The 17,992-nt window shown below is 62.9% G+C and carries 18 protein-coding genes; 13 read left to right on the top strand and 5 right to left on the bottom strand.

Annotation, left to right across the window (positions count from 1 at the left end; all coding sequences use genetic code 11):
* Nucleotides 1-4 precede the first annotated feature (4 nt).
* The gene (locus DEM27_RS11980; protein ID WP_109458462.1) at nucleotides 5-364 is read left to right on the top strand and encodes a VOC family protein; all 360 of its coding nucleotides are present in this window, start codon (nucleotides 5-7) and stop codon (nucleotides 362-364) included.
* Nucleotides 365-390: 26 nt separating this feature from the next.
* Here the strand turns inward: DEM27_RS11980 and DEM27_RS11975 are convergent, their stop codons facing one another.
* The 5 genes from DEM27_RS11975 to DEM27_RS11955 all read right to left on the bottom strand — a co-directional run bounded on the left by DEM27_RS11975 (nucleotide 391) and on the right by DEM27_RS11955 (nucleotide 4,415).
* Nucleotides 391-1,359 carry an adenosine deaminase gene (locus DEM27_RS11975; RefSeq protein ID WP_109458461.1) on the bottom strand — a complete coding sequence of 323 codons (969 nt, stop codon included), beginning with the start codon at nucleotides 1,357-1,359 and terminating at the stop codon, nucleotides 391-393.
* On the bottom strand, nucleotides 1,356-2,576 hold the full coding sequence (locus DEM27_RS11970) for a phosphopentomutase (RefSeq protein ID WP_109458460.1): 1,221 nt from the start codon (nucleotides 2,574-2,576) through the stop codon (nucleotides 1,356-1,358). Before DEM27_RS11970 ends, DEM27_RS11975 begins: the two co-directional genes overlap by 4 nt.
* Before the next feature lie 94 nt (nucleotides 2,577-2,670).
* Nucleotides 2,671-3,267 carry a TadE/TadG family type IV pilus assembly protein gene (locus DEM27_RS11965; protein ID WP_109458459.1) on the bottom strand — a complete coding sequence of 199 codons (597 nt, stop codon included), beginning with the start codon at nucleotides 3,265-3,267 and terminating at the stop codon, nucleotides 2,671-2,673.
* A complete protein-coding gene (locus tag DEM27_RS11960; RefSeq protein WP_109458458.1) occupies nucleotides 3,267-3,899 on the bottom strand; it encodes a TadE/TadG family type IV pilus assembly protein in 633 nt (210 codons plus the stop codon). The genes DEM27_RS11965 and DEM27_RS11960 overlap by 1 nt, the downstream gene beginning before the upstream one ends.
* A gap of 108 nt (nucleotides 3,900-4,007) precedes the next feature.
* On the bottom strand, nucleotides 4,008-4,415 hold the full coding sequence (locus DEM27_RS11955) for a pilus assembly protein N-terminal domain-containing protein (protein ID WP_337250471.1): 408 nt from the start codon (nucleotides 4,413-4,415) through the stop codon (nucleotides 4,008-4,010).
* Between the two features lie 393 nt (nucleotides 4,416-4,808).
* On the opposite strand from DEM27_RS11955, the gene DEM27_RS11950 reads away from it, so the two are divergent.
* The 12 genes from DEM27_RS11950 to DEM27_RS11895 all read left to right on the top strand — a co-directional run bounded on the left by DEM27_RS11950 (nucleotide 4,809) and on the right by DEM27_RS11895 (nucleotide 17,880).
* Nucleotides 4,809-4,982: a Flp family type IVb pilin gene (locus DEM27_RS11950; protein ID WP_109458457.1), complete on the top strand. Its 174-nt coding sequence runs from the start codon at nucleotides 4,809-4,811 to the stop codon at nucleotides 4,980-4,982.
* A 123-nt stretch (nucleotides 4,983-5,105) separates the two neighbouring features.
* Entirely contained in the window at nucleotides 5,106-5,618 is a 513-nt protein-coding gene (locus DEM27_RS11945; RefSeq protein ID WP_109458456.1) for an A24 family peptidase, read from the top strand.
* A 188-nt stretch (nucleotides 5,619-5,806) separates the two neighbouring features.
* Nucleotides 5,807-6,616, top strand: a complete 810-nt coding sequence (gene cpaB, locus DEM27_RS11940) for a Flp pilus assembly protein CpaB (RefSeq protein ID WP_109458666.1) — start codon at nucleotides 5,807-5,809, stop codon at nucleotides 6,614-6,616.
* Nucleotides 6,613-8,187, top strand: a complete 1,575-nt coding sequence (locus DEM27_RS11935) for a type II and III secretion system protein family protein (RefSeq protein ID WP_109458455.1) — start codon at nucleotides 6,613-6,615, stop codon at nucleotides 8,185-8,187. The genes cpaB and DEM27_RS11935 overlap by 4 nt, the downstream gene beginning before the upstream one ends.
* 13 nt (nucleotides 8,188-8,200) lie before the next feature.
* Nucleotides 8,201-8,920 (top strand): CpaD family pilus assembly protein, encoded by a 720-nt coding sequence (locus DEM27_RS11930; protein WP_420028814.1) that lies wholly within the window; start codon nucleotides 8,201-8,203, stop codon nucleotides 8,918-8,920.
* Between the two features lie 32 nt (nucleotides 8,921-8,952).
* Nucleotides 8,953-10,242, top strand: coding sequence for a CpaE/TadZ family protein (locus tag DEM27_RS11925; protein ID WP_109458454.1), 1,290 nt, complete (start codon nucleotides 8,953-8,955; stop codon nucleotides 10,240-10,242).
* Between the two features lie 30 nt (nucleotides 10,243-10,272).
* Nucleotides 10,273-11,769: a TadA family conjugal transfer-associated ATPase gene (locus tag DEM27_RS11920; RefSeq protein WP_109458453.1), complete on the top strand. Its 1,497-nt coding sequence runs from the start codon at nucleotides 10,273-10,275 to the stop codon at nucleotides 11,767-11,769.
* A 12-nt stretch (nucleotides 11,770-11,781) separates the two neighbouring features.
* Nucleotides 11,782-12,786 carry a type II secretion system F family protein gene (locus DEM27_RS11915; RefSeq protein ID WP_109458452.1) on the top strand — a complete coding sequence of 335 codons (1,005 nt, stop codon included), beginning with the start codon at nucleotides 11,782-11,784 and terminating at the stop codon, nucleotides 12,784-12,786.
* 16 nt (nucleotides 12,787-12,802) lie between these two features.
* Complete coding sequence (locus DEM27_RS11910) at nucleotides 12,803-13,789, top strand: type II secretion system F family protein (RefSeq protein WP_109458451.1); 987 nt, start codon at nucleotides 12,803-12,805, stop codon at nucleotides 13,787-13,789.
* 231 nt (nucleotides 13,790-14,020) lie between these two features.
* Nucleotides 14,021-16,417, top strand: a complete 2,397-nt coding sequence (locus DEM27_RS11905; protein ID WP_109458450.1) for a phosphoketolase family protein — start codon at nucleotides 14,021-14,023, stop codon at nucleotides 16,415-16,417.
* Nucleotides 16,418-16,590: 173 nt separating this feature from the next.
* Entirely contained in the window at nucleotides 16,591-17,220 is a 630-nt protein-coding gene (upp, locus tag DEM27_RS11900) for a uracil phosphoribosyltransferase (protein WP_109458449.1), read from the top strand.
* A gap of 102 nt (nucleotides 17,221-17,322) precedes the next feature.
* A complete protein-coding gene (locus DEM27_RS11895) occupies nucleotides 17,323-17,880 on the top strand; it encodes a TIGR02281 family clan AA aspartic protease (RefSeq protein ID WP_245445797.1) in 558 nt (185 codons plus the stop codon).
* The last annotated feature ends 112 nt before the right edge of the window (nucleotides 17,881-17,992 follow it).

The raw sequence follows: 17,992 nt of genomic DNA, 5'->3' as shown, positions 1-17,992 counted from the left end.
TATCATGGCCGTGCTTCGTATCGTTGCCAACCTGAAGGCGGACGATCCGTCGTTGGCCCGCTCCTTCTATCGTGATCTCCTCGGCCTCGATGTGGCGATGGATCATGGCTGGATCACCACCTTCGCCGGCGAGGCGCTTTCGTCGGTGCAGGTCAGTATTGCCAGCGAAGGCGGCTCCGGCACGCCTGTGCCGGCGCTTTCGATCGAGGTCGACGATATCGACGATGTTTTTGCCCGCGCCGTCGCGGCCGGTTTCGACATCGTCTACGGACCGGCCGACGAGCCCTGGGGCGTGCGGCGGTTCTTCCTCCGCGATCCCTTCGGCAATCTCGTCAACATACTTTCGCACGCGCACCAGGCCTGAAACGCCTTACAACGCTCGTCAGACAATCAGAGCGCTACGAGCAGCCGGGCGCGGGTCTCCTCGTCGACGAAGGCGGCTTCGACGGCGGTGCGTGTCATCGCATCGATCTCTGCGTCTGAAAATCCCATGATATCGGCGGCGATCTCGTATTCCCGCGCAAGCGACGTATGGAAAAACGGCGGATCGTCGGAATTGATCGTCACCTTGACGCCGGCATCGCGCAGTGCCCGCAACGGGTGCGCCTGGAAATCCGGGAAGACGCCGAGCGCGATGTTCGAGCCGGGGCAGACCTCCAGTACGGTACCGAGATCGGCGAGGCGCTTGACCAGATCGGCATCCTCGATGGCACGCACGCCATGACCGATGCGCGCCGGGCGCACGAGATCGAGCGCATCGGTGACGCTGAAGGCGCCGCAGACCTCGCCGGCATGGATGGTGAGGCCGAGGCCGGCATCGCGGGCGATATCGAAGGCGCGGGCATAATCGGAGACGCGGTTCATGCGCTCCTCGCCGGCCATGTTGAAGCCGGTGATCAGCGGATTGTCGCTCCGGGCGGCATATTCGGCCGCCGCGATGACGCTTTCCGGGCCGAAATGCCGTTCGCCGACAACCACCAGCCGGGCTTCGATGCCGGTCTTCTCCTTCGCCGACAGGATGCCCGCGGTCACGCCGGCCATGTAGGCGTCGGCTCCCAGGCCGATCCGGTCTCCGTGGTCGGGAGAAACGAACAACTCGCTGTAGATCGTGTTCACCGCAGAGAGTTCGAGCAGGTAGGTCTCGGTCAAAAGTGCATAGTCCGCCTCCGTCCTGAACACGGCGGCGACGGCGTCGTAGCAGCGGATGAATTCGGCAAAATCGTTCCAGGCATAGCTGCCGTCCTTGAGAAAGGCACTGGTGTCGATGCCGTAGCGAGCGGCCTGGCTGACGACGAGGTCCGGCGGCGCTGCACCTTCCAAATGGCAGTGCAGCTCGACTTTTTTCAGATGCGACGTCACAGGAAACTCCTTCCATGGGCCCCTGCGGGGATTCCCAGGTGCTGGGCGATGGTTTCGCCGATATCCGCATAGGTCGGGCGGATGCCGATCGAGCGGGAGCGGATGCCGGGGCCGAAGAGCATGACCGGCACGCGCTCGCGCGTATGGTCGCTGCCGCGCCAGGTGGGATCGCAGCCGTGATCGGCGGTGAGCACGACGATGTCGCCGTTCTTCATCTTGCGGTGGATGTCCGGCAGACGCCGGTCGAAGGCTTCCAGCGCCGCGGCATAACCGGCCACGTCGCGGCGATGGCCGTAGAGCATGTCGAAATCGACGAAGTTGGTGAAGACGAGATCGCCGTCCTTCGCCTCGTCCATGGTCCGCAGCGTCGCTTCCGTTAGCGCCGCATTGCCGTTTGCCTTGATCAGGCGGGTGACGCCCTTGTGGGCGAAGATGTCGCCGATCTTGCCGACGGCATGCACCGAGCGGCCGGCTGCCGCAAGCCGGTCGAGCAGGGTGGGTTCCGGTGGCGGCACCGAGAAATCGCGGCGGTTTCCCGTGCGCTCGAAGGTCGAGGCCGTTTCGCCGACGAAGGGCCGGGCGATGACGCGGCCGATGTTCAGGGGATCGATGAGGGCGCGGACGATACGGCAGAGATCGATGAGCCGATCCAGCCCGAAATGGATCTCGTGGGCGGCGATCTGGAAGACGGAGTCCGACGAGGTGTAGCAGATCGGCTTGCCGCTGCGAATATGCTCCTCGCCGAAGCGGGCGATGATCTCGGTGCCGGAAGAGTGGCAGTTGCCGAGGATGCCGGGCAGGCCGGCCGCCTCGCAGATCGCTTCCACGAGATCGGGCGAAAAGGCGTCGCCGTCTGCCGGGAAATAGCCCCAGTCGAAGGTGACCGGCGTGCCGGCGATCTCCCAATGGCCGGACGGCGTGTCCTTGCCGCGGGAGATTTCCGAGGCTGCGCCGTGCAGGCCGAAGATACGGTCCGGCACCGGCATGCCGGCCGGCGCGACGCCGCTTGCCATCTTGGCAATGTGGACGAGGCCGAGCGCCGACATGTTGGGCAGTTTCAGGGGACCGCTGCGCAGGCCGGCGCGGTCGGCGGCACCGGCGGCGCAATATTCGGCGATATGGCCGAGCGTGTTGGCGCCGTCGTCGCCATAGGCCGGCGCGTCGGGCGCTCCGCCGACGCCGAAGGAATCAAGAACGAACAGAAAGGCGCGTGCCATCTAAAACCCTGCAGCAACCCGGCAGCATCTTGCGCCGTCGAAAGCGACATCCATAGCGGCTGGCGCAAGACTTGGCAATTTGGAGGAGACGGGTTCAGCAGTCGGTGCAGCTGATCGAATCGCCGACGCGCTGGCGGAAGAAATATTCACGTTTGATGGTGATCTGCGTCGTGCTCATCGAAAAGGCATTGGCCATGAACATCATCAGATCATGCGGCACGGAGAGTTCGGCGCGCACCAGGAAGGTACTGGGTTTCTGCATCTCGGAGGGCACGATGACGGATGCGCCGACGACATAGGGCCGGGTTCCGCCCTTCTGCCACGACCAGCTGATCTTCGCGGCGTTGCTGGCATCGATGGTGATGCCGCTGATCTTCAATGTCAGGCTCGATGAGCTGAACGGCACGAAGATGCTGTCGGCGACGTCGACCATGGTTGCCAGGAAGGCCTTGGTCACTTTTCCGTTCTGCTGCGCCACCAGGTCGGCGATGGTGCCGGTTGCCCTCGTGGCGCGTTTGGCGACGCTGAGGCCGACGGTCAGCTCGAAGGCGCAGATGTAGAGCATCAGCAGCACGGGGGCGAGCAGCGCGAATTCCACCGCACCGACGCCGCGCCTGTCGCGCCACAGGCGCCCGAGGCGCTTGCCGGCGCCGGCGGCAATCCTGGAAAGGCGAGCGGCGACGGGACGCATCACGGGTAAGCCTCGTTCTGGAAGGCGGAGGTGGCGATGATCAGGAAATCGGTCGGCATACCGCTTTTCGGCCGGACATTGGTGATGTAGGGCCGCACGATGTCTGTCATGATCTGCCAGCGGTAATAGGCGCGGAACATGTTGATGGTGCCCGGGCCGCCGGGGTTGAACTTGAAGCTCGTCGTATCGATGTCCGCGAAGCGGTCGGACGACATCCGCGGGATGGTTTTCGGGATCGCTGCAAAGGTCCCGAACGTGCGGATGTCGAGGTAAAGCTTGTTCGGCGTGGTCAACTCTGTGCTCGAGCAGGTGATCAGGATCGAGATCTCGTCGCAGAATTCCGTGCGGAACTGCTTCTCGTTCATATCGGTGGTGCGGCCCATGCCGAAGGTGATCTGGCCCGTTCGCAGTTTGCGTGCCATCGTATCGACGGCGTTGGTGACGAGCTGTTCGCCGGTAAAGGCGATGAACGTCTCGATGATGGCAAAGACGATCAGGAAATAGGGAAAGGCAAGAATGGCGAATTCGATGGCCGCCGCGCCGTCATCCGAGCGCGCAAGGCTGCGAGCCGTGCGGCGCAGGACGGACCGGGACGGCGTCTTCTTTTCGTCTTCCTGGTAATTGCGACCCATCAGGCTCTATCCGGACCATCTCGAACAGGGTGATTTTAGGGTGGCTTCGTTGATTTTCCGTTTCACTGGTCGCCGGCAATTTCCGTATCGGCACAGAAATGCCGGATATCAGGGGGCTGTCGCCTGGGTGGCGTTGGCGGCGTTGCCATGGGCGGCGTGCTGTTCGCAATTCGGCGTGCAGGAGAGCACCGAGCGATCCGTCCGCCGGAAAACCCGCACGGTGCTGTCTTCGTCGATCGATACGAGAATGCGTTCGTCGACGATCGCATTGCCGTCGGCATCGAGCAGCACGAGATTGGTCGTGCCGAAACTCCGCCCCGTCAATACGATTGTCTTGGCATCGGCAACGGTGGCGTCGGCGACCTCAGAGTTACCGATGATGACCTTGCTGACCGGCCGGTCGAGCTTCAACACCCGGGCATGGTCCATATAGACGCGCAGCATGTCGTCGTCTGCAGCGGCCGATGTGGCTGCGGCGAGGAAGACGAACATCGCGATACCGTTGCGGAACAACATTCGACGCCTTTTTTGCGAGTGTATGGTCGATAACAGCGATCAAAATGACCGGAAATGGTGAATGAAGCGTTAAATGGTTCAGCGTCGGCCTCTTTTTGGGCCGAATGTATGAATATCGAACACTGTCATGCAGTAGAAGTGTATCTTCCTGGAGCCATCGTGTATCGATAAGTGCTCCGCGGCTTGCGAAAACGCAAGCTTTCCGGATATATTTAAAATCCTCGCGAATTCTCTTAAACGATGTTTACCATGCCGGCTTCAAACGCCGATTAAGGATCTGGTAACCGCGTTCCTTAAGGCGATGGCAATGGCCGTTCGCTAGTTTGCAGTCGATCCGATCAACGGAAACAGTTGGCGGAAGTGCTGAACAAACAAGTGGAGTAGGATAGAGTCATGACCAAGCTTTTCGCACGTTTCCTGAAGGACGAATCTGGTGCGACCGCCATTGAATACGGCCTGATCGCAGCCCTGATTTCCGTCGCTCTCATCACCGGCGCAACCGCCCTCGGGGGCAAGATCGGCGATACTTTCAACGGCCTCGCTACCAAGATCAACGCACCGACCTGATCTCCTTTTGCGGTCTACCGAAAAAGCAAGCGCCGCCTCTTTGCACAGAGGCGGTTTGTTTTCGAGTCCTCTGAGATCGGCCGGATATTGCGGTTCGATCTGAGGGCGGAAGAGGCAGAGCATATGATCGAAGCGTTGATTTTCGTTATATTCCCGCTTTGCCTGGCGATTTCTGCCTGTATCGATCTGTTGACGATGACAATCCCGAACCGTGTTTCGGTGATTCTGCTTGCAGCCTTTCTCATCGTTGCACCATTTGCCGGCCTGGGATTTGCCGAGATCGGTCTTCACCTCCTCGCGGGCCTTCTGGTTTTCGCCATCTGCTTCGGATTGTTTGCCGCCAATGTCATGGGCGGCGGCGATGCGAAGCTGCTGACCGCTGCGGCGGTCTGGTTCGGCTTCAACAGCTCGCTCGAGATGTTCATGATCTATGTCGGTCTCATCGGCGGGCTGGTGACGGTCCTGGTGCTGATGATCCGGGCGCATGCCAATTCCGCGATCGCAGTCGGCGTGCCGCTGCCGCCCTCGCTGTTTGCCGCCAAGAAGATCCCCTACGGCGTCGCCATCGGCATCGCCGGTTTTCTGGCCTATCCGTCCTCACCCCTCATGGTGGCGGCGCTGCATCGTCTGCACTGATCCTTTATTTCCGAATCTCGGTTTTTTTCGAAACCCGCTGGCCACGCTGGCCTCCGGCTGCGTGTGCACGCTTTCGAAGCGCATGGTTACGGTCCATTAACCAGACCTGTAAGCATCTCATTAACCATAATTATACCTTTTGCTGGTCTTCTGCGGGGAGAACTATCGAGCCCCTTTGAGGAATGACCATGAAACCCGCTCGCATCATCATCCTTGCTGTCGCCATTTCGGCGGCGGGCTTGGCCGGGATCCTGGCCATGAAACTGGCCGGCGGACAGACGAAAGTGGTCGAGCAGGCCCAGGCGATCATCAAGAAGGAGCCGACCGTCAACGTGCTGGTTTCGGCGATGAACCTGCCGGTCGGCTCGCGCCTGAACGAGGATTCGATCCGCTGGATGGCCTGGCCGGAAGGCAGCGTCGTCGAGGGCGTGATCACCGAGCAAAACCGGCCGAACGCCCTGACCGAGCTTGGCGGCGCCGTGGTGCGACTGCCGATGTTCGAGGGTGAACCGGTCCGGGCGGAAAAGATCGCCGACGCCAACAGCCGAATCATGTCGTCGCTGCTGCCCTCCGGCAAGCGCGCGGTGGCGACCGATATCTCGGTATCGACCGGTGCTGGCGGTTTCATCCTGCCCAACGACCGGGTGGACGTCATCATGGTGCGCAAGGGCGAAGACACCAAGTACCTGACCGAGACGGTTCTTTCCAACGTCCGCGTGCTGGCGATCGATCAGCAGATCGAGGAGAAGAACGACGGTTCGAAAACGGTGGTCGGCACCACCGCGACGCTGGAGCTGACGCCCGACCAGGCCAAGGTGATTTCCGTTGCCCAGCAGATGGCCGACCGGCTGTCGCTCGCCCTGCGCTCCGTCGCCGACGCCCAGGAAGAGGACACCGATGCGGCCGACTACCTTCTGAGCGGCGATACCGGCACGCCGTCGATCCAGGTGATCAAGTCCGGCTCGATCGTCAAAGCCAGCGAGACGAGAGCACAATGAGCGGGAGCGAGACAGTGAACACGAGAAAACAAAAAATCCGCGCTTCCATCGCCGGCGGCCTCTCCTTCTGCCTGGCGCTTTCGGGCCTGCCGGGCCAGGTCGTTCCGGGACTGCCCGATGCGGGCGCCGCTTATGCCAGCGACACGGTGCTGCGCATCGCCCAGTCCGGTCCGGGTGTGCGCAAGCGCGTCAAGCTCGGCCTCAACAAGGCGATCGTCGTCGACCTGCCGACCGATGCCCACGATATCCTGGTGTCCGATCCGGAAATGGCCGATGCGGTGACCCGTACCTCGCGGCGCATCTACCTGTTCGGCAAGACGGTCGGCCAGACGAATATTTTCGTCTTCGGCCCGGGCGGCGAGGAGATCGTCAGCCTCGACATCGAGATCGAACGCGACATCACAGGCCTGCAGGCCAACCTGAAGCGCTTCATTCCGGAATCCGACATCAAGGTCGAGATCGTCTCCGACAACATCGTCCTCACCGGCAGCGTGCGCACGCCGCAGGATGCGGCCCAGGCCGAAAAGCTCGCCTCCGCCTTCCTCAAGGGCGGTGAGGCGACGACGCGCAACCAGGTCGCATCGAGCAACAGCAACGGTGACGGCGCCGTGGCGATCTTTGCGGAAGACCGGCAGGAATCGCAGATCGTCAACCTGCTCACCATCGAGGGCGAAGACCAGGTGATGCTCAAGGTCACCGTCGCCGAAGTCACCCGCTCTGTCATGAAGCAGCTTGGTTTCAGCGGCTCGATCGGCGGCCGCGACGGTGCGATCAGCTTCCGCAACCCCACCAACCTCGGCGCCTCCGCCGACTGGTTTACCGGCAACTACCTGACCGGCGGTTTCGGCGGCGTCGATATTTCCGCCTACATGAACGCCATGGAACAGGCCGGCGTCATGCGCACGCTTGCCGAGCCGAGCCTGACGGCGATTTCCGGCGAAGCGGCGCATTTCAAGGTGGGCGGCGAGTTCCGCCTGGCGTCGAGCCAGGAGATCAGCCAGGATGCCGACACCGGCAAGACGGTCGTCGAACGTGAGAACGAGACGACGGAATACGGCATCGAACTCAACTTCACGCCCGTCGTCCTGTCACCGGGGCGCATCAGCCTGAAGGTCGAAACCAACGTTTCCGAGCCGACCTTCGAAGGTTCGTTCGTCACTGCCGCCAACTATAACGTGCCGGGCGTGACCTATCTCGGCATTCGCAAGCGCGAGGCCTCCACCAGCGTCGAATTGCCTTCCGGCGGTTCGATCGTCATCGCCGGCCTGGTGCGCGACGACATGCGCCAGGCGGTTTCGGGGCTTCCCGGACTGTCGAAGATCCCGGTCATCGGCACGCTCTTCCGCAGCCGCGACTTCGTGCGCAACGAGACCGAAATGGTGATCATCGCCACGCCCTATCTGGTGCGTCCGGTCGCCCGCAACCAGCTTTCCCGGCCGGATGACAATTTCCAGCCGGAAAACGATGCCGCCGCCTTCTTCCTCAATCGTGTCAACAAGGTCTACGGCCGCAAGGAAAACATCCTTCCGGGCAGCCGCTACCATGGCACGATCGGCTTCATCTACAAGTAGGGCGGGCGGCACGATGACGAATTTCAAGAACGCGATTTCCGGAAAAGACATGCTCGTGCAGCCGATCCGCCCCTTCCTCCGCGCCGCCGCCATCACCCTGGTCGTGGCATCGGCCGGCATGCTCGCCGGCTGCGGCAACAATCGCGACCGGATGTCGACGGGGGCGATCCCCGACGACTACCGCACCCGCCATCCGATCTCGCTGGCCGAGGTCGAGCACACGCTCGACATTCCCGTCGGTTCCGGCGACCGGCGCCTGACGGTCGGCACCCGCGATGCGATCCATGGTTTCCTGGCGAACTACCGCACCGACGCTTCGGGCATCTTCCAGATCCAGTATCCGGAAGGTTCGGCCAATGCGGCGGCCGCCTCCCATCTGCGGCGCGAGCTGCGCCAGGTAATGGCCGAGGCCGGCGTGCCGCGGCCGAAGATGGTCGAAACCGCTTACGGCGCCTCCCCGGACGGCGACGCGGCACCGATCCGCCTCAGCTACGTGGCGATCACCGCCATGACCAACGAATGCGGCCAGTGGCCGGAAGACATCACCAACAACACGGCCGAAAACAAGAACTACTACAATTTCGGCTGCGCCTCGCAGAGCAACCTTGCAGCCCAGATCGCCAATCCGATGGATCTGGTGGCGCCGCGCGGCATGACCCCGATCGATGCGAAGCGCCGGACGACGGTGATCGGATTGTATCGTGAAGGAAAGAGCACCGCCACCGCGGAGTAACGACGGCACGGGCGAAGGCCAGGAAGAAACAGATGAGCGCGATAGAATACGACATCAAATCCGGCGACGCCGGCGGCCCGCACGGCGAGGACCAGACGCGCCCGAGCGATATCGAGCACCTGCGTCCGCTGCCGCGCATTTCCGTGCATGCCTTTTGCGAAAGCGAGGCGATGCAGCGGGTGATGGAGAAATGCAGCCAGGACCGGCGCATGGCCAAGGTCAACATGCGGGTCAATGCCGGCGGTATCTCGGCGGCGGCCAACATGTTCGCTTCCGTGCCGACGCCGAACCTGATCATCCTCGAAACCGCAGCCGAACCGGCGGCCCTGCTGGCCGAGCTTGCGCCGCTGGCCGAGGTCTGCGATCCCTCGACCAAGGTGGTGCTGATCGGCCGCTACAACGATATCGGCCTTTATCGCGACCTGATCCGCAACGGCATTTCCGAATATATGGTGATGCCGGTGTCCATGGCCGACACCTTGGCGGCGATCTCGACGATCTTCGTCGATCCCGAGGCCGAGCCGCTCGGCCGCTCGATCGCCTTCATCGGCGCCAAGGGCGGTGTGGGGTCCTCGACCATCGCCCACAACTGCGCCTTCGGCATTTCCAACCTGTTTTCCACCGAGACGATCCTCGCCGACCTCGACCTGCCCTACGGCACGGCAAATATCGATTTCGACCAGGACCCGACGCAGGGCATGGCCGAGGCGGTGTTTTCGCCGGATCGTCTTGACGAGATGTTCCTCGATCGCCTGCTGGCGAAGTGCTCCGAACATCTTTCGCTTCTCGCGGCGCCGTCGATGCTCGACCGGGCCTATGATTTCCATGGCGATGCCTTCCTGCCGGTCCTGGAGATCCTGCAGCGCACCGCGCCGGTCACCGTTCTCGACGTGCCGCACATGTGGTCCGAGTGGACACGCACGGTTCTCGCTGGCGCCGACGAGGTGGTGATCACCGCCTCTCCGGATCTCGCCAACCTGCGCAACACCAAGAACATGCTGGATGCGCTGAAGAAACTCAGGCCCAACGACAGGCCGCCGCACCTGATCCTCAACCAGGTCGGCATGCCGAAGCGGCCGGAAATCTCCACGTCCGATTTCTGCGAACCGCTGGAAACCGATCCCGTGGCGATCGTCACCTTCGATCCGCAGCTGTTCGGCAACGCCGCCAACAGCGGGCGGATGATCTCGGAGATCGACGCCAAGTCGCCGACGGCGGAAACCTTTTCGCAGCTGGCGCATATCGTCACCGGGCGCGCCAGCGTCAAGAAACCGAAGAAGGGCGGGCTCGGCAAGGTCCTCGGCCTTCTCGGACGCAAATAGTACCGAAGTCTCGTAGATTGGGTCATTCTCATGTTCGGCAAACGTAGCAGCGATGGTTTCGGAAAGGGCGGCGGCAGCGTCGCCCCGCCGCCGCAGGCGATAGCCCAGGCCGATATCGCCCCGCCTCCGGCCGTCTCCGCCGCCGCAGCGGCCAGCACGCCGGTCGAGCCGGCGCCGGCTGCCCGCCAGCAGGTGGCGCCGCCGCCGTTGCAGGCGTCCGGCACGCGCCGCCGCCCGGCCCGCGCCGAGGACTATTACGACACCAAGTCGCAGGTCTTCTCGGCGCTGATCGACACGATCGACCTGTCGCAGCTCGCCAAGCTCGACACGGAAAGCGCCCGCGAAGAAATCCGCGACATCGTCAACGACATCATCACCATCAAGAACTTCGCGATGTCGATCTCCGAGCAGGAAGAGCTGCTCGACGATATCTGCAACGACGTTCTTGGCTACGGTCCCCTGGAGCCGCTGCTCGCCCGCGACGACATCTCCGACATCATGGTCAACGGCGCCGGCCAGACCTTCATCGAAGTCGGCGGCAAGTCGATCCCCTCGGACATCCGCTTCCGCGACAATTCGCAGCTGCTGTCGATCTGCCAGCGCATCGTCAGCCAGGTCGGCCGTCGCGTCGACGAATCCTCGCCGATCTGCGACGCGCGCCTGCCGGACGGCTCGCGCGTCAACGTCATCGCTCCGCCGCTCGCCATCGACGGCCCGGCCCTGACGATCCGTAAATTCAAGAAGGACAAGCTCAACCTCGACCAGCTGGTGAAGTTCGGCGCCATCACGCCCGACGGCGCGACCGTGCTGCAGATCGTCGGCCGGGTGCGCTGCAATGTCATCATCTCCGGCGGTACCGGCTCGGGCAAGACGACATTGCTCAACTGCCTGACGCGCTACATCGATACCGACGAACGCGTCATCACCTGCGAAGACACCGCCGAACTGCAGCTGCAGCAGCCACATGTGGTGCGGCTCGAAACCCGTCCGCCGAACATCGAAGGCGAGGGCGAGATCACCATGCGCGACCTCGTCAAGAACTGCCTGCGTATGCGTCCCGAACGCATCATCGTCGGCGAAGTGCGCGGACCGGAGGTCTTCGACCTCTTGCAGGCGATGAACACCGGTCACGACGGCTCGATGGGCACCATCCACGCCAACACGCCGCGCGAATGCCTGAGCCGCATGGAATCGATGATCGCCATGGGTGGTTTTACGCTGCCGGCCAAGACGGTGCGCGAAATCATTTCCAGTTCCGTCGACGTCATCATCCAGGCGGCCCGCCTGCGCGACGGTTCGCGCCGCATCACCCACATCACCGAGGTGCTGGGCATGGAAGGCGACGTCATCATCACCCAGGACCTGATGCGCTACGAGCTCGAAGGCGAAGACGCCAACGGTCGCATCATCGGCCGTCACAAGTCGACCGGCATCGGCAAGCCGCATTTCTGGGACCGTGCCCGCTACTTCAACGAGGAGCGGCGCCTGGCCGCGGCGTTGGACGCGATGGAAGACAAGTCGAGATAAGGAAACCGGGGCATGTTCGGAATTGATCCGTCCATATTGGGACTCATCGCGCTGGTGGCCATCGCCGCCGGCGCGCTTGCCTATGGCGTGCTCTTTTCCACGATCGAGACCCAGAAGAAGACCGAAGGGCGCGTCAATCGCGTCAAGTCCGCCGAGACCGACGCCGGCAAGGTGAAGGCGGCGCGCGACCGCGTCGACGAACTGTCCAAGCGCCGCAAGTCGATGCAGGATTCCATCAAGGAGATGGAGAAGCGCAGCCAGAAGGGCGTCAAGACGGCCGGGATGAAGACACGGCTGGTGCAGACCGGTCTGCCTCTGGCGATGAAGCATTTTTACCTCGGCAGCGTCGGCCTGGGGCTGGTGACATTTTTCGTGGCGTTCCTGCTGGGGGCGTCGCTGCTGCTGGCCGTCGGCCTTGCCTTTGCCGCCTCGATCGGCCTGCCGCGCTGGGTGGTCGGATTTCTCATCCGCCGGCGGAAGAACAAGTTTCTCGAGGAGTTTCCGAACTCGCTCGACGTCATGGTGCGCGCCATCAAGTCCGGCCTGCCGCTGAACGACGCGCTGCGGATGATCGCCGCCGACGGCCAGGAACCGGTCAAGTCCGAGTTCCGGCGCGTGGTCGAATCGCAGCAGATGGGCATGAGCATTCCCGACGCCTGCACCCGCATGCACACGTCGATCCCGCTGCAGGAGGTCAACTTCTTCGCCATCGTCATCAACATCCAGGCCCAGGCGGGCGGCAACCTGTCCGAAGCTTTGGGCAACCTCGCCAAGGTGCTGCGCGAACGCAAGAAGATGAAGGCGAAGGTTGCGGCGTTGTCGATGGAAGCCAAGGCGTCGGCGGTGATCATCGGTGCCTTGCCGTTCATCGTCGCCTTCCTCGTCTACCTGACCTCGCCCGGTTACATCATGCTGCTGTTCACCGATCCGCGCGGACATCTCATTCTCGTCTGCTCGGCGATCTGGATGTCGATCGGCATTTTTGTCATGAAAAACATGGTCAGTTTCGACATTTGATCGGATTGGAATCTCTATGACCGCAGATCTCGCCGCCAGACTGACCGACCCCACCACGATCCTGGCGGTGCTGGTGGCGATCGCCGTTTTTGCCTCGCTCTATTCCTTCGCCATGCCGTTTTTCGAGCGCGGCGAACTGGGCAAGCGGATGAAGGCCGTGTCCGTCGAGCGCGACCAGATCCGCGCCCGCGAACGCGCCCGCATGAACGTCGACCAGGCGACGCCGAAGGGTTCGCTGCGAACGCAGAAGAGCCAGTCGGCGCAGCAGATCGTCGAACGCTTCAATCTCAGGGAAGCGCTGGTCGATGCCAACACCATTAACAAGCTGCGGGCCGCCGGCCTGCGGTCGCAGAACGCGCTCAACATGTTTCTCGCGGCACGGTTCATCCTGCCCTTCATTTTCCTGGTTCTGGGCATCGTCTGGGTGTTCGTGCTCGGCAATCTCGGCGACAAGCCGTTGCCGTTGCGTATCCTGTTGACGGTGGTGATCGGGTATGTCGGTTTCTATGCGCCGAACATCTACGTCTCGAATCGGATGTCGAAACGGCAGCATTCCATCAAGCGCGCCTGGCCCGACGGCCTCGACCTGATGCTGATCTGCGTCGAGGCCGGCAACTCGATGGAAGCGGCGATGCGGCGCGTTTCGGAAGAAATGGCCGAACAATCGCCGGCGCTCGCCGAAGAAATGGTGCTGACGACAGCCGAACTCTCCTTTCTCAGCGATCGTCGCGTCGCGCTCGAAAATCTCGGCAACCGCACGCAGCTCGATGCGGTCAGGAACGTCACCCAGGCGCTGATCCAGGCCGACCGCTACGGCACCCCTGTTGCCCAGGCGCTGCGCGTGCTGGCGCAGGAAAGCCGCGACGAACGCATGAACGAGGCCGAGAAGAAGGCCGCCGCCCTGCCGCCGAAACTGACGGTGCCGATGATCCTGTTCTTCCTGCCGGTGCTGGTCGCCGTCATCCTCGGCCCGGCCGGCATCCAGGTGGCTGACAAGTTCTGATCCGCCAAGGCATACGTTCTTTTTTACGCATCATCCACCGAACGCTGCGTATCGCCATGCCGCGTGGGGAAGATGCGGGCAGGAGATGTAAAGCGTGCGCGACGGACGGCAGGATGCAAGGCCAGTTCTGATAATTGGCGACAAGCGGCAAAGCTGATCTATATCAAGGATGGCCAAGGTTCTCCGAGCCAGTTTGCAGCAACCGTATCGCCCCCACCGAGGAGACGTTTCATGCCGCTTCAGCCGACCCTCAAGACCGACGTGCTTTCACCGCACGACCTCAGCCTGATCGACCGCTACTGGCGCGCCGCCAACTATCTCTCCGTCGGGCAGATCTACCTGCTGGACAACCCGCTTCTCAAGACGCCGCTTGCCGCCGAACAGGTCAAGCCGCGTCTGCTCGGCCACTGGGGCACGACGCCGGGGCTCAATTTCATCTATGCCCACCTCAACCGCATCATCAAGGCGCGTGACGCCGACGTCATCTATATCTGCGGACCGGGGCACGGCGGGCCGGGCATTGTGGCCAACACCTATCTCGAAGGCAGCTACAGCGAGATCTACCCGGAGATCGGCGAAGACGAGGAGGGCATGCGCCGCCTCTTCAAGCAGTTTTCCTTTCCCGGCGGCATTCCGAGCCATGTGGCGGCGGAGACGCCGGGGTCGATCCATGAGGGCGGCGAACTCGGTTACGCCCTGGTGCATGCCTATGGCGCTGCTTTCGACAATCCCGGCCTGGTGGTCGCCTGCGTCGTCGGAGACGGTGAAGCGGAAACCGGGCCGCTTGCGGCCGCCTGGCATTCCAACAAGTTCCTCAACCCCGCCCATGACGGCGCCGTCCTGCCGATCCTGCACCTCAACGGCTACAAGATCGCCAATCCGACCGTTTTGGCGCGACTGCCGGACGAGGAATTGCAGCAGCTCTTCAGCGGCTACGGCTACGAGCCGATCTTCGTCGAGGGCAGCGACCCGGCGGACATGCACCAGCAAATGGCTGCGGCCTTCGATTATGCCTTCGACCATATCGCCGCGATCCAGGCGATCGCCCGCTCGCAAGGCGATGCGGTGACGCGGCCGCGCTGGCCGATGATCGTCCTGCGCAGCCCGAAAGGCTGGACCGGCCCGAAGGAGGTGGACGGCAAGAAGGTCGAGGGGTTCTGGCGCTCGCACCAGGTACCCGTCGCCGAATGCCGCAAGGATGCCGGCCACCGCCAGATCCTCGAGGACTGGATGCGCAGCTACAGGCCGGAGGAACTGTTCGACGAAAAGGGCGGGCTGATCGCCGAGCTGAAGGCCCTGGCGCCGCGCGGCAGCCGGCGCATGGGCGCCAATCCGCATGCCAATGGCGGCCAGCTTCGCCGCGAGTTGAAACTGCCCGATATCCGCGACCACGCCGTCAAGGTGGGAAGGCGCGGCGGCGAGATGGTGCAGTCGACCAAGGTGCTCGGCGGTTACCTGCGCGATGCGCTGACGCTCAACGAGGCGTCGGCGAATTTCCGCATCTTCGGCCCCGACGAAACCGAATCGAATCGGCTGGGCGACGTCTTCGCCGTCACCGACCGGGTGTGGATGGCCGATCTGGAGCCCTATGACGAACATCTGGCCCGCCGCGGCCGGGTCATGGAGGTGCTGAGCGAGCACCTGTGCCAGGGCTGGCTGGAAGGATACCTGCTCACCGGCCGCCACGGGCTGTTTTCCTGCTACGAGGCCTTCATCCACATCGTCGATTCGATGTTCAACCAGCATGCCAAGTGGCTGAAAGTCTCGCGCGGGCTGGAATGGCGACGGCCGGTCTCCTCGCTCAACTATCTGCTGACCTCGCATGTATGGCGGCAGGACCATAACGGCTTCAGCCACCAGGATCCCGGCTTCGTCGATCTCGTCGCCAACAAGACCGCCGACGTGGTGCGCATCTACCTGCCGCCGGACGCCAACACGCTGCTCTGGGCCGGCGATCATTGCCTGAAGACCTATGACCGCATCAACGTCATCGTCGCCGGCAAGCAGCCGGAGCCGCAATGGCTGTCGATGGACGAAGCGATCCGCCATTGCGAGGACGGCGCCGGCATCTGGCACTGGGCGGGCACCGAGGAACCGGGTTTCGAACCCGACGTGGTGATGGCCTGCGCCGGCGACGTGCCGACCATGGAAACGCTCGCGGCCGTCGATCTCCTGCGCCAGGCCTTGCCGGACCTGCGCATCCGCGTCGTCAACGTCGTCGACCTGATGACGCTGCAATCGCCGGACCAGCATCCGCACGGCCTGCCGGATGCTCTGTTCAACCAGCTGTTCACCCGCGACCGGCCGGTGATCTTCGCCTATCACGGCTATCCCTACCTGATCCACCGGCTGACCTACAAACGGACCAACCACGACAACATGCACGTGCACGGTTTCATCGACGAGGGTACGACCACGACGCCCTTCGACATGGCTGTCTTGAACAAGATCGACCGCTACCACCTGGCGCTCGCCGCCATCGAACGGGTGCCGGGCCTGGCGGCGCGGGCCAAAGACACCGTCGACCAGATGACCGCCAAGCTCGGCGAGCACAAACGGTATGTCTGCAAGCACGGCGAGGACATGCCGGAAATCCAGAACTGGGTGTGGCCTTACGACAAGGGGTAGGCGCAATCCCGCGAGCGGCCGGCTTTTCCGCACACCGGCCGCCCTGCGTCGTCGGGCGATTTAACCTTTCGCATCTGGGGATGAAGCGTCAAAACGCGCATCCTCTCTTGCAGCCGCGGCGTTTTCCGTGAAAGAAACATGACATCGCGCAACAGCCCGGAAGGTGGATTTTCATGGACGGCGTTACAGTCATCGATCACCCGCTGGTGCAGCACAAGCTGACCATCATGCGCCGCAAGGAAACCTCGACAGCCAGCTTTCGCCGGCTGCTTCGGGAAATCTCGACCCTGCTCTGCTACGAGGTCACCCGCGATCTCGAACTCACCATGGAGACGATCGAGACGCCGATGACGACGATGCAGTCGCCGCTGCTCGAAGGCAAGAAGCTGGTTTTCGCCTCGATCCTGCGTGCCGGCAACGGCCTGCTGGAAGGCATGCTGGAGCTTGTTCCCTCCGCCCGCGTCTCGCATATCGGCGTCTACCGCGACCACGAGACGCTGCAGCCGGTGGAATATTACTTCAAGGCGCCGGAAGACATTTCCGAGCGGCTGATCATCGTCGTCGATCCGATGCTGGCAACCGGCAATTCCTCGATTGCCGCCATGGAAAAACTCAAGGAGCGCGGCGCGAAGAACATCCGCTTCCTCTGCCTGCTCGCCGCTCCGGAAGGCATCACCAATTTCCGCGCCGTCCATCCCGACATTCCGATCTTCACCGCCTCGATCGACAGCCACCTGAACGAGAAGGGCTACATCGTTCCTGGCCTCGGCGATGCCGGCGACCGCATGTACGGCACGAAGTAAGCCCATCTTAACCATTGATGGAAAATCCGGCCCGGACGCCCTGCGCTCCGGGCCTTTTCCTGCGCAATTTAGCGGCATCGAAAGGCGTTTGCGGCTAGGGATTTGATTGTCCTTTTCATCCAGGAGCCGCGCCTCGTGCTGACCCGCGTGATCGTCATCGCCGCCATCGCCGCCGCCGTTGCGACGCAGGTGCCTTCGCTGCTGCATGCACCGGTCGATGACGCGGAAACGCCAGTTGCAAAAGTGGTGACACAGGAGGCGCAACCGGTGGCGCTGACGCCGGCCGCAAGCGGTACGGTGCAACTGCAGGCCGACGAGCGCGGCCATTATGCCGGCACCTTCCGGGTCAACGGCAAGAGCATCGACGGGCTGATCGATACCGGCGCCACCTATGTCGCCATCAACGAAAGCACCGCCCGGCGCCTGGGCTTCTCCGGCAACGGCCTCGATTTCAGATATGCGGTCAACACCGCCAACGGCCAGACCAGGGCCGCCCATATCAGCCTCGACCGCATGGAGATCGGCACGATCCGCGTTCGCGACGTCGAGGCTTTCGTTTTGCGCGACAATGCGCTGTCGGGCACGCTGGTCGGCATGAGCTTTCTCAAGAAGCTCGATTCCTACCGCGTGGCGGGCGGTATCCTGCAACTGAAACAGTGAAGCTGCGGCTCTGTATCCCAAGCCCTTCCGGCCTGCGGACGATCACGGCGGGAAAAGCGCAAAGGCCGCAACGGTTTTGCGAAAACAGCATGCGGAAACACGGAGCGACAAC

Source organism: Rhizobium album, assembly GCF_003122325.1.
GTDB lineage: Bacteria > Pseudomonadota > Alphaproteobacteria > Rhizobiales > Rhizobiaceae > Metarhizobium > Metarhizobium album.
Note: the sequence above shows the minus strand (reverse complement) of the source record. Positions and strands in the feature narration are given on the sequence as shown.

Excerpts from the sequence above, each read along its gene's own strand:
- DEM27_RS11980 (WP_109458462.1), top strand. The coding sequence starts at position 5 with ATGGCCGTGCTTCGTATCGTTGCCAACCTGAAGGCGGACGATCCGTCG.
- DEM27_RS11970 (WP_109458460.1), bottom strand. The coding sequence starts at position 2,576 with ATGGCACGCGCCTTTCTGTTCGTTCTTGATTCCTTCGGCGTCGGCGGA.
- DEM27_RS11965 (WP_109458459.1), bottom strand. The coding sequence starts at position 3,267 with ATGCGTCCCGTCGCCGCTCGCCTTTCCAGGATTGCCGCCGGCGCCGGC.
- DEM27_RS11960 (WP_109458458.1), bottom strand. The coding sequence starts at position 3,899 with ATGGGTCGCAATTACCAGGAAGACGAAAAGAAGACGCCGTCCCGGTCC.
- DEM27_RS11955 (WP_337250471.1), bottom strand. The coding sequence starts at position 4,415 with ATGTTGTTCCGCAACGGTATCGCGATGTTCGTCTTCCTCGCCGCAGCC.
- DEM27_RS11950 (WP_109458457.1), top strand. The coding sequence starts at position 4,809 with ATGACCAAGCTTTTCGCACGTTTCCTGAAGGACGAATCTGGTGCGACC.
- DEM27_RS11945 (WP_109458456.1), top strand. The coding sequence starts at position 5,106 with ATGATCGAAGCGTTGATTTTCGTTATATTCCCGCTTTGCCTGGCGATT.
- cpaB (WP_109458666.1), top strand. The coding sequence starts at position 5,807 with ATGAAACCCGCTCGCATCATCATCCTTGCTGTCGCCATTTCGGCGGCG.
- DEM27_RS11935 (WP_109458455.1), top strand. The coding sequence starts at position 6,613 with ATGAGCGGGAGCGAGACAGTGAACACGAGAAAACAAAAAATCCGCGCT.
- DEM27_RS11930 (WP_420028814.1), top strand. The coding sequence starts at position 8,201 with ATGACGAATTTCAAGAACGCGATTTCCGGAAAAGACATGCTCGTGCAG.
- DEM27_RS11925 (WP_109458454.1), top strand. The coding sequence starts at position 8,953 with ATGAGCGCGATAGAATACGACATCAAATCCGGCGACGCCGGCGGCCCG.
- DEM27_RS11920 (WP_109458453.1), top strand. The coding sequence starts at position 10,273 with ATGTTCGGCAAACGTAGCAGCGATGGTTTCGGAAAGGGCGGCGGCAGC.
- DEM27_RS11915 (WP_109458452.1), top strand. The coding sequence starts at position 11,782 with ATGTTCGGAATTGATCCGTCCATATTGGGACTCATCGCGCTGGTGGCC.
- DEM27_RS11910 (WP_109458451.1), top strand. The coding sequence starts at position 12,803 with ATGACCGCAGATCTCGCCGCCAGACTGACCGACCCCACCACGATCCTG.
- DEM27_RS11905 (WP_109458450.1), top strand. The coding sequence starts at position 14,021 with ATGCCGCTTCAGCCGACCCTCAAGACCGACGTGCTTTCACCGCACGAC.
- upp (WP_109458449.1), top strand. The coding sequence starts at position 16,591 with ATGGACGGCGTTACAGTCATCGATCACCCGCTGGTGCAGCACAAGCTG.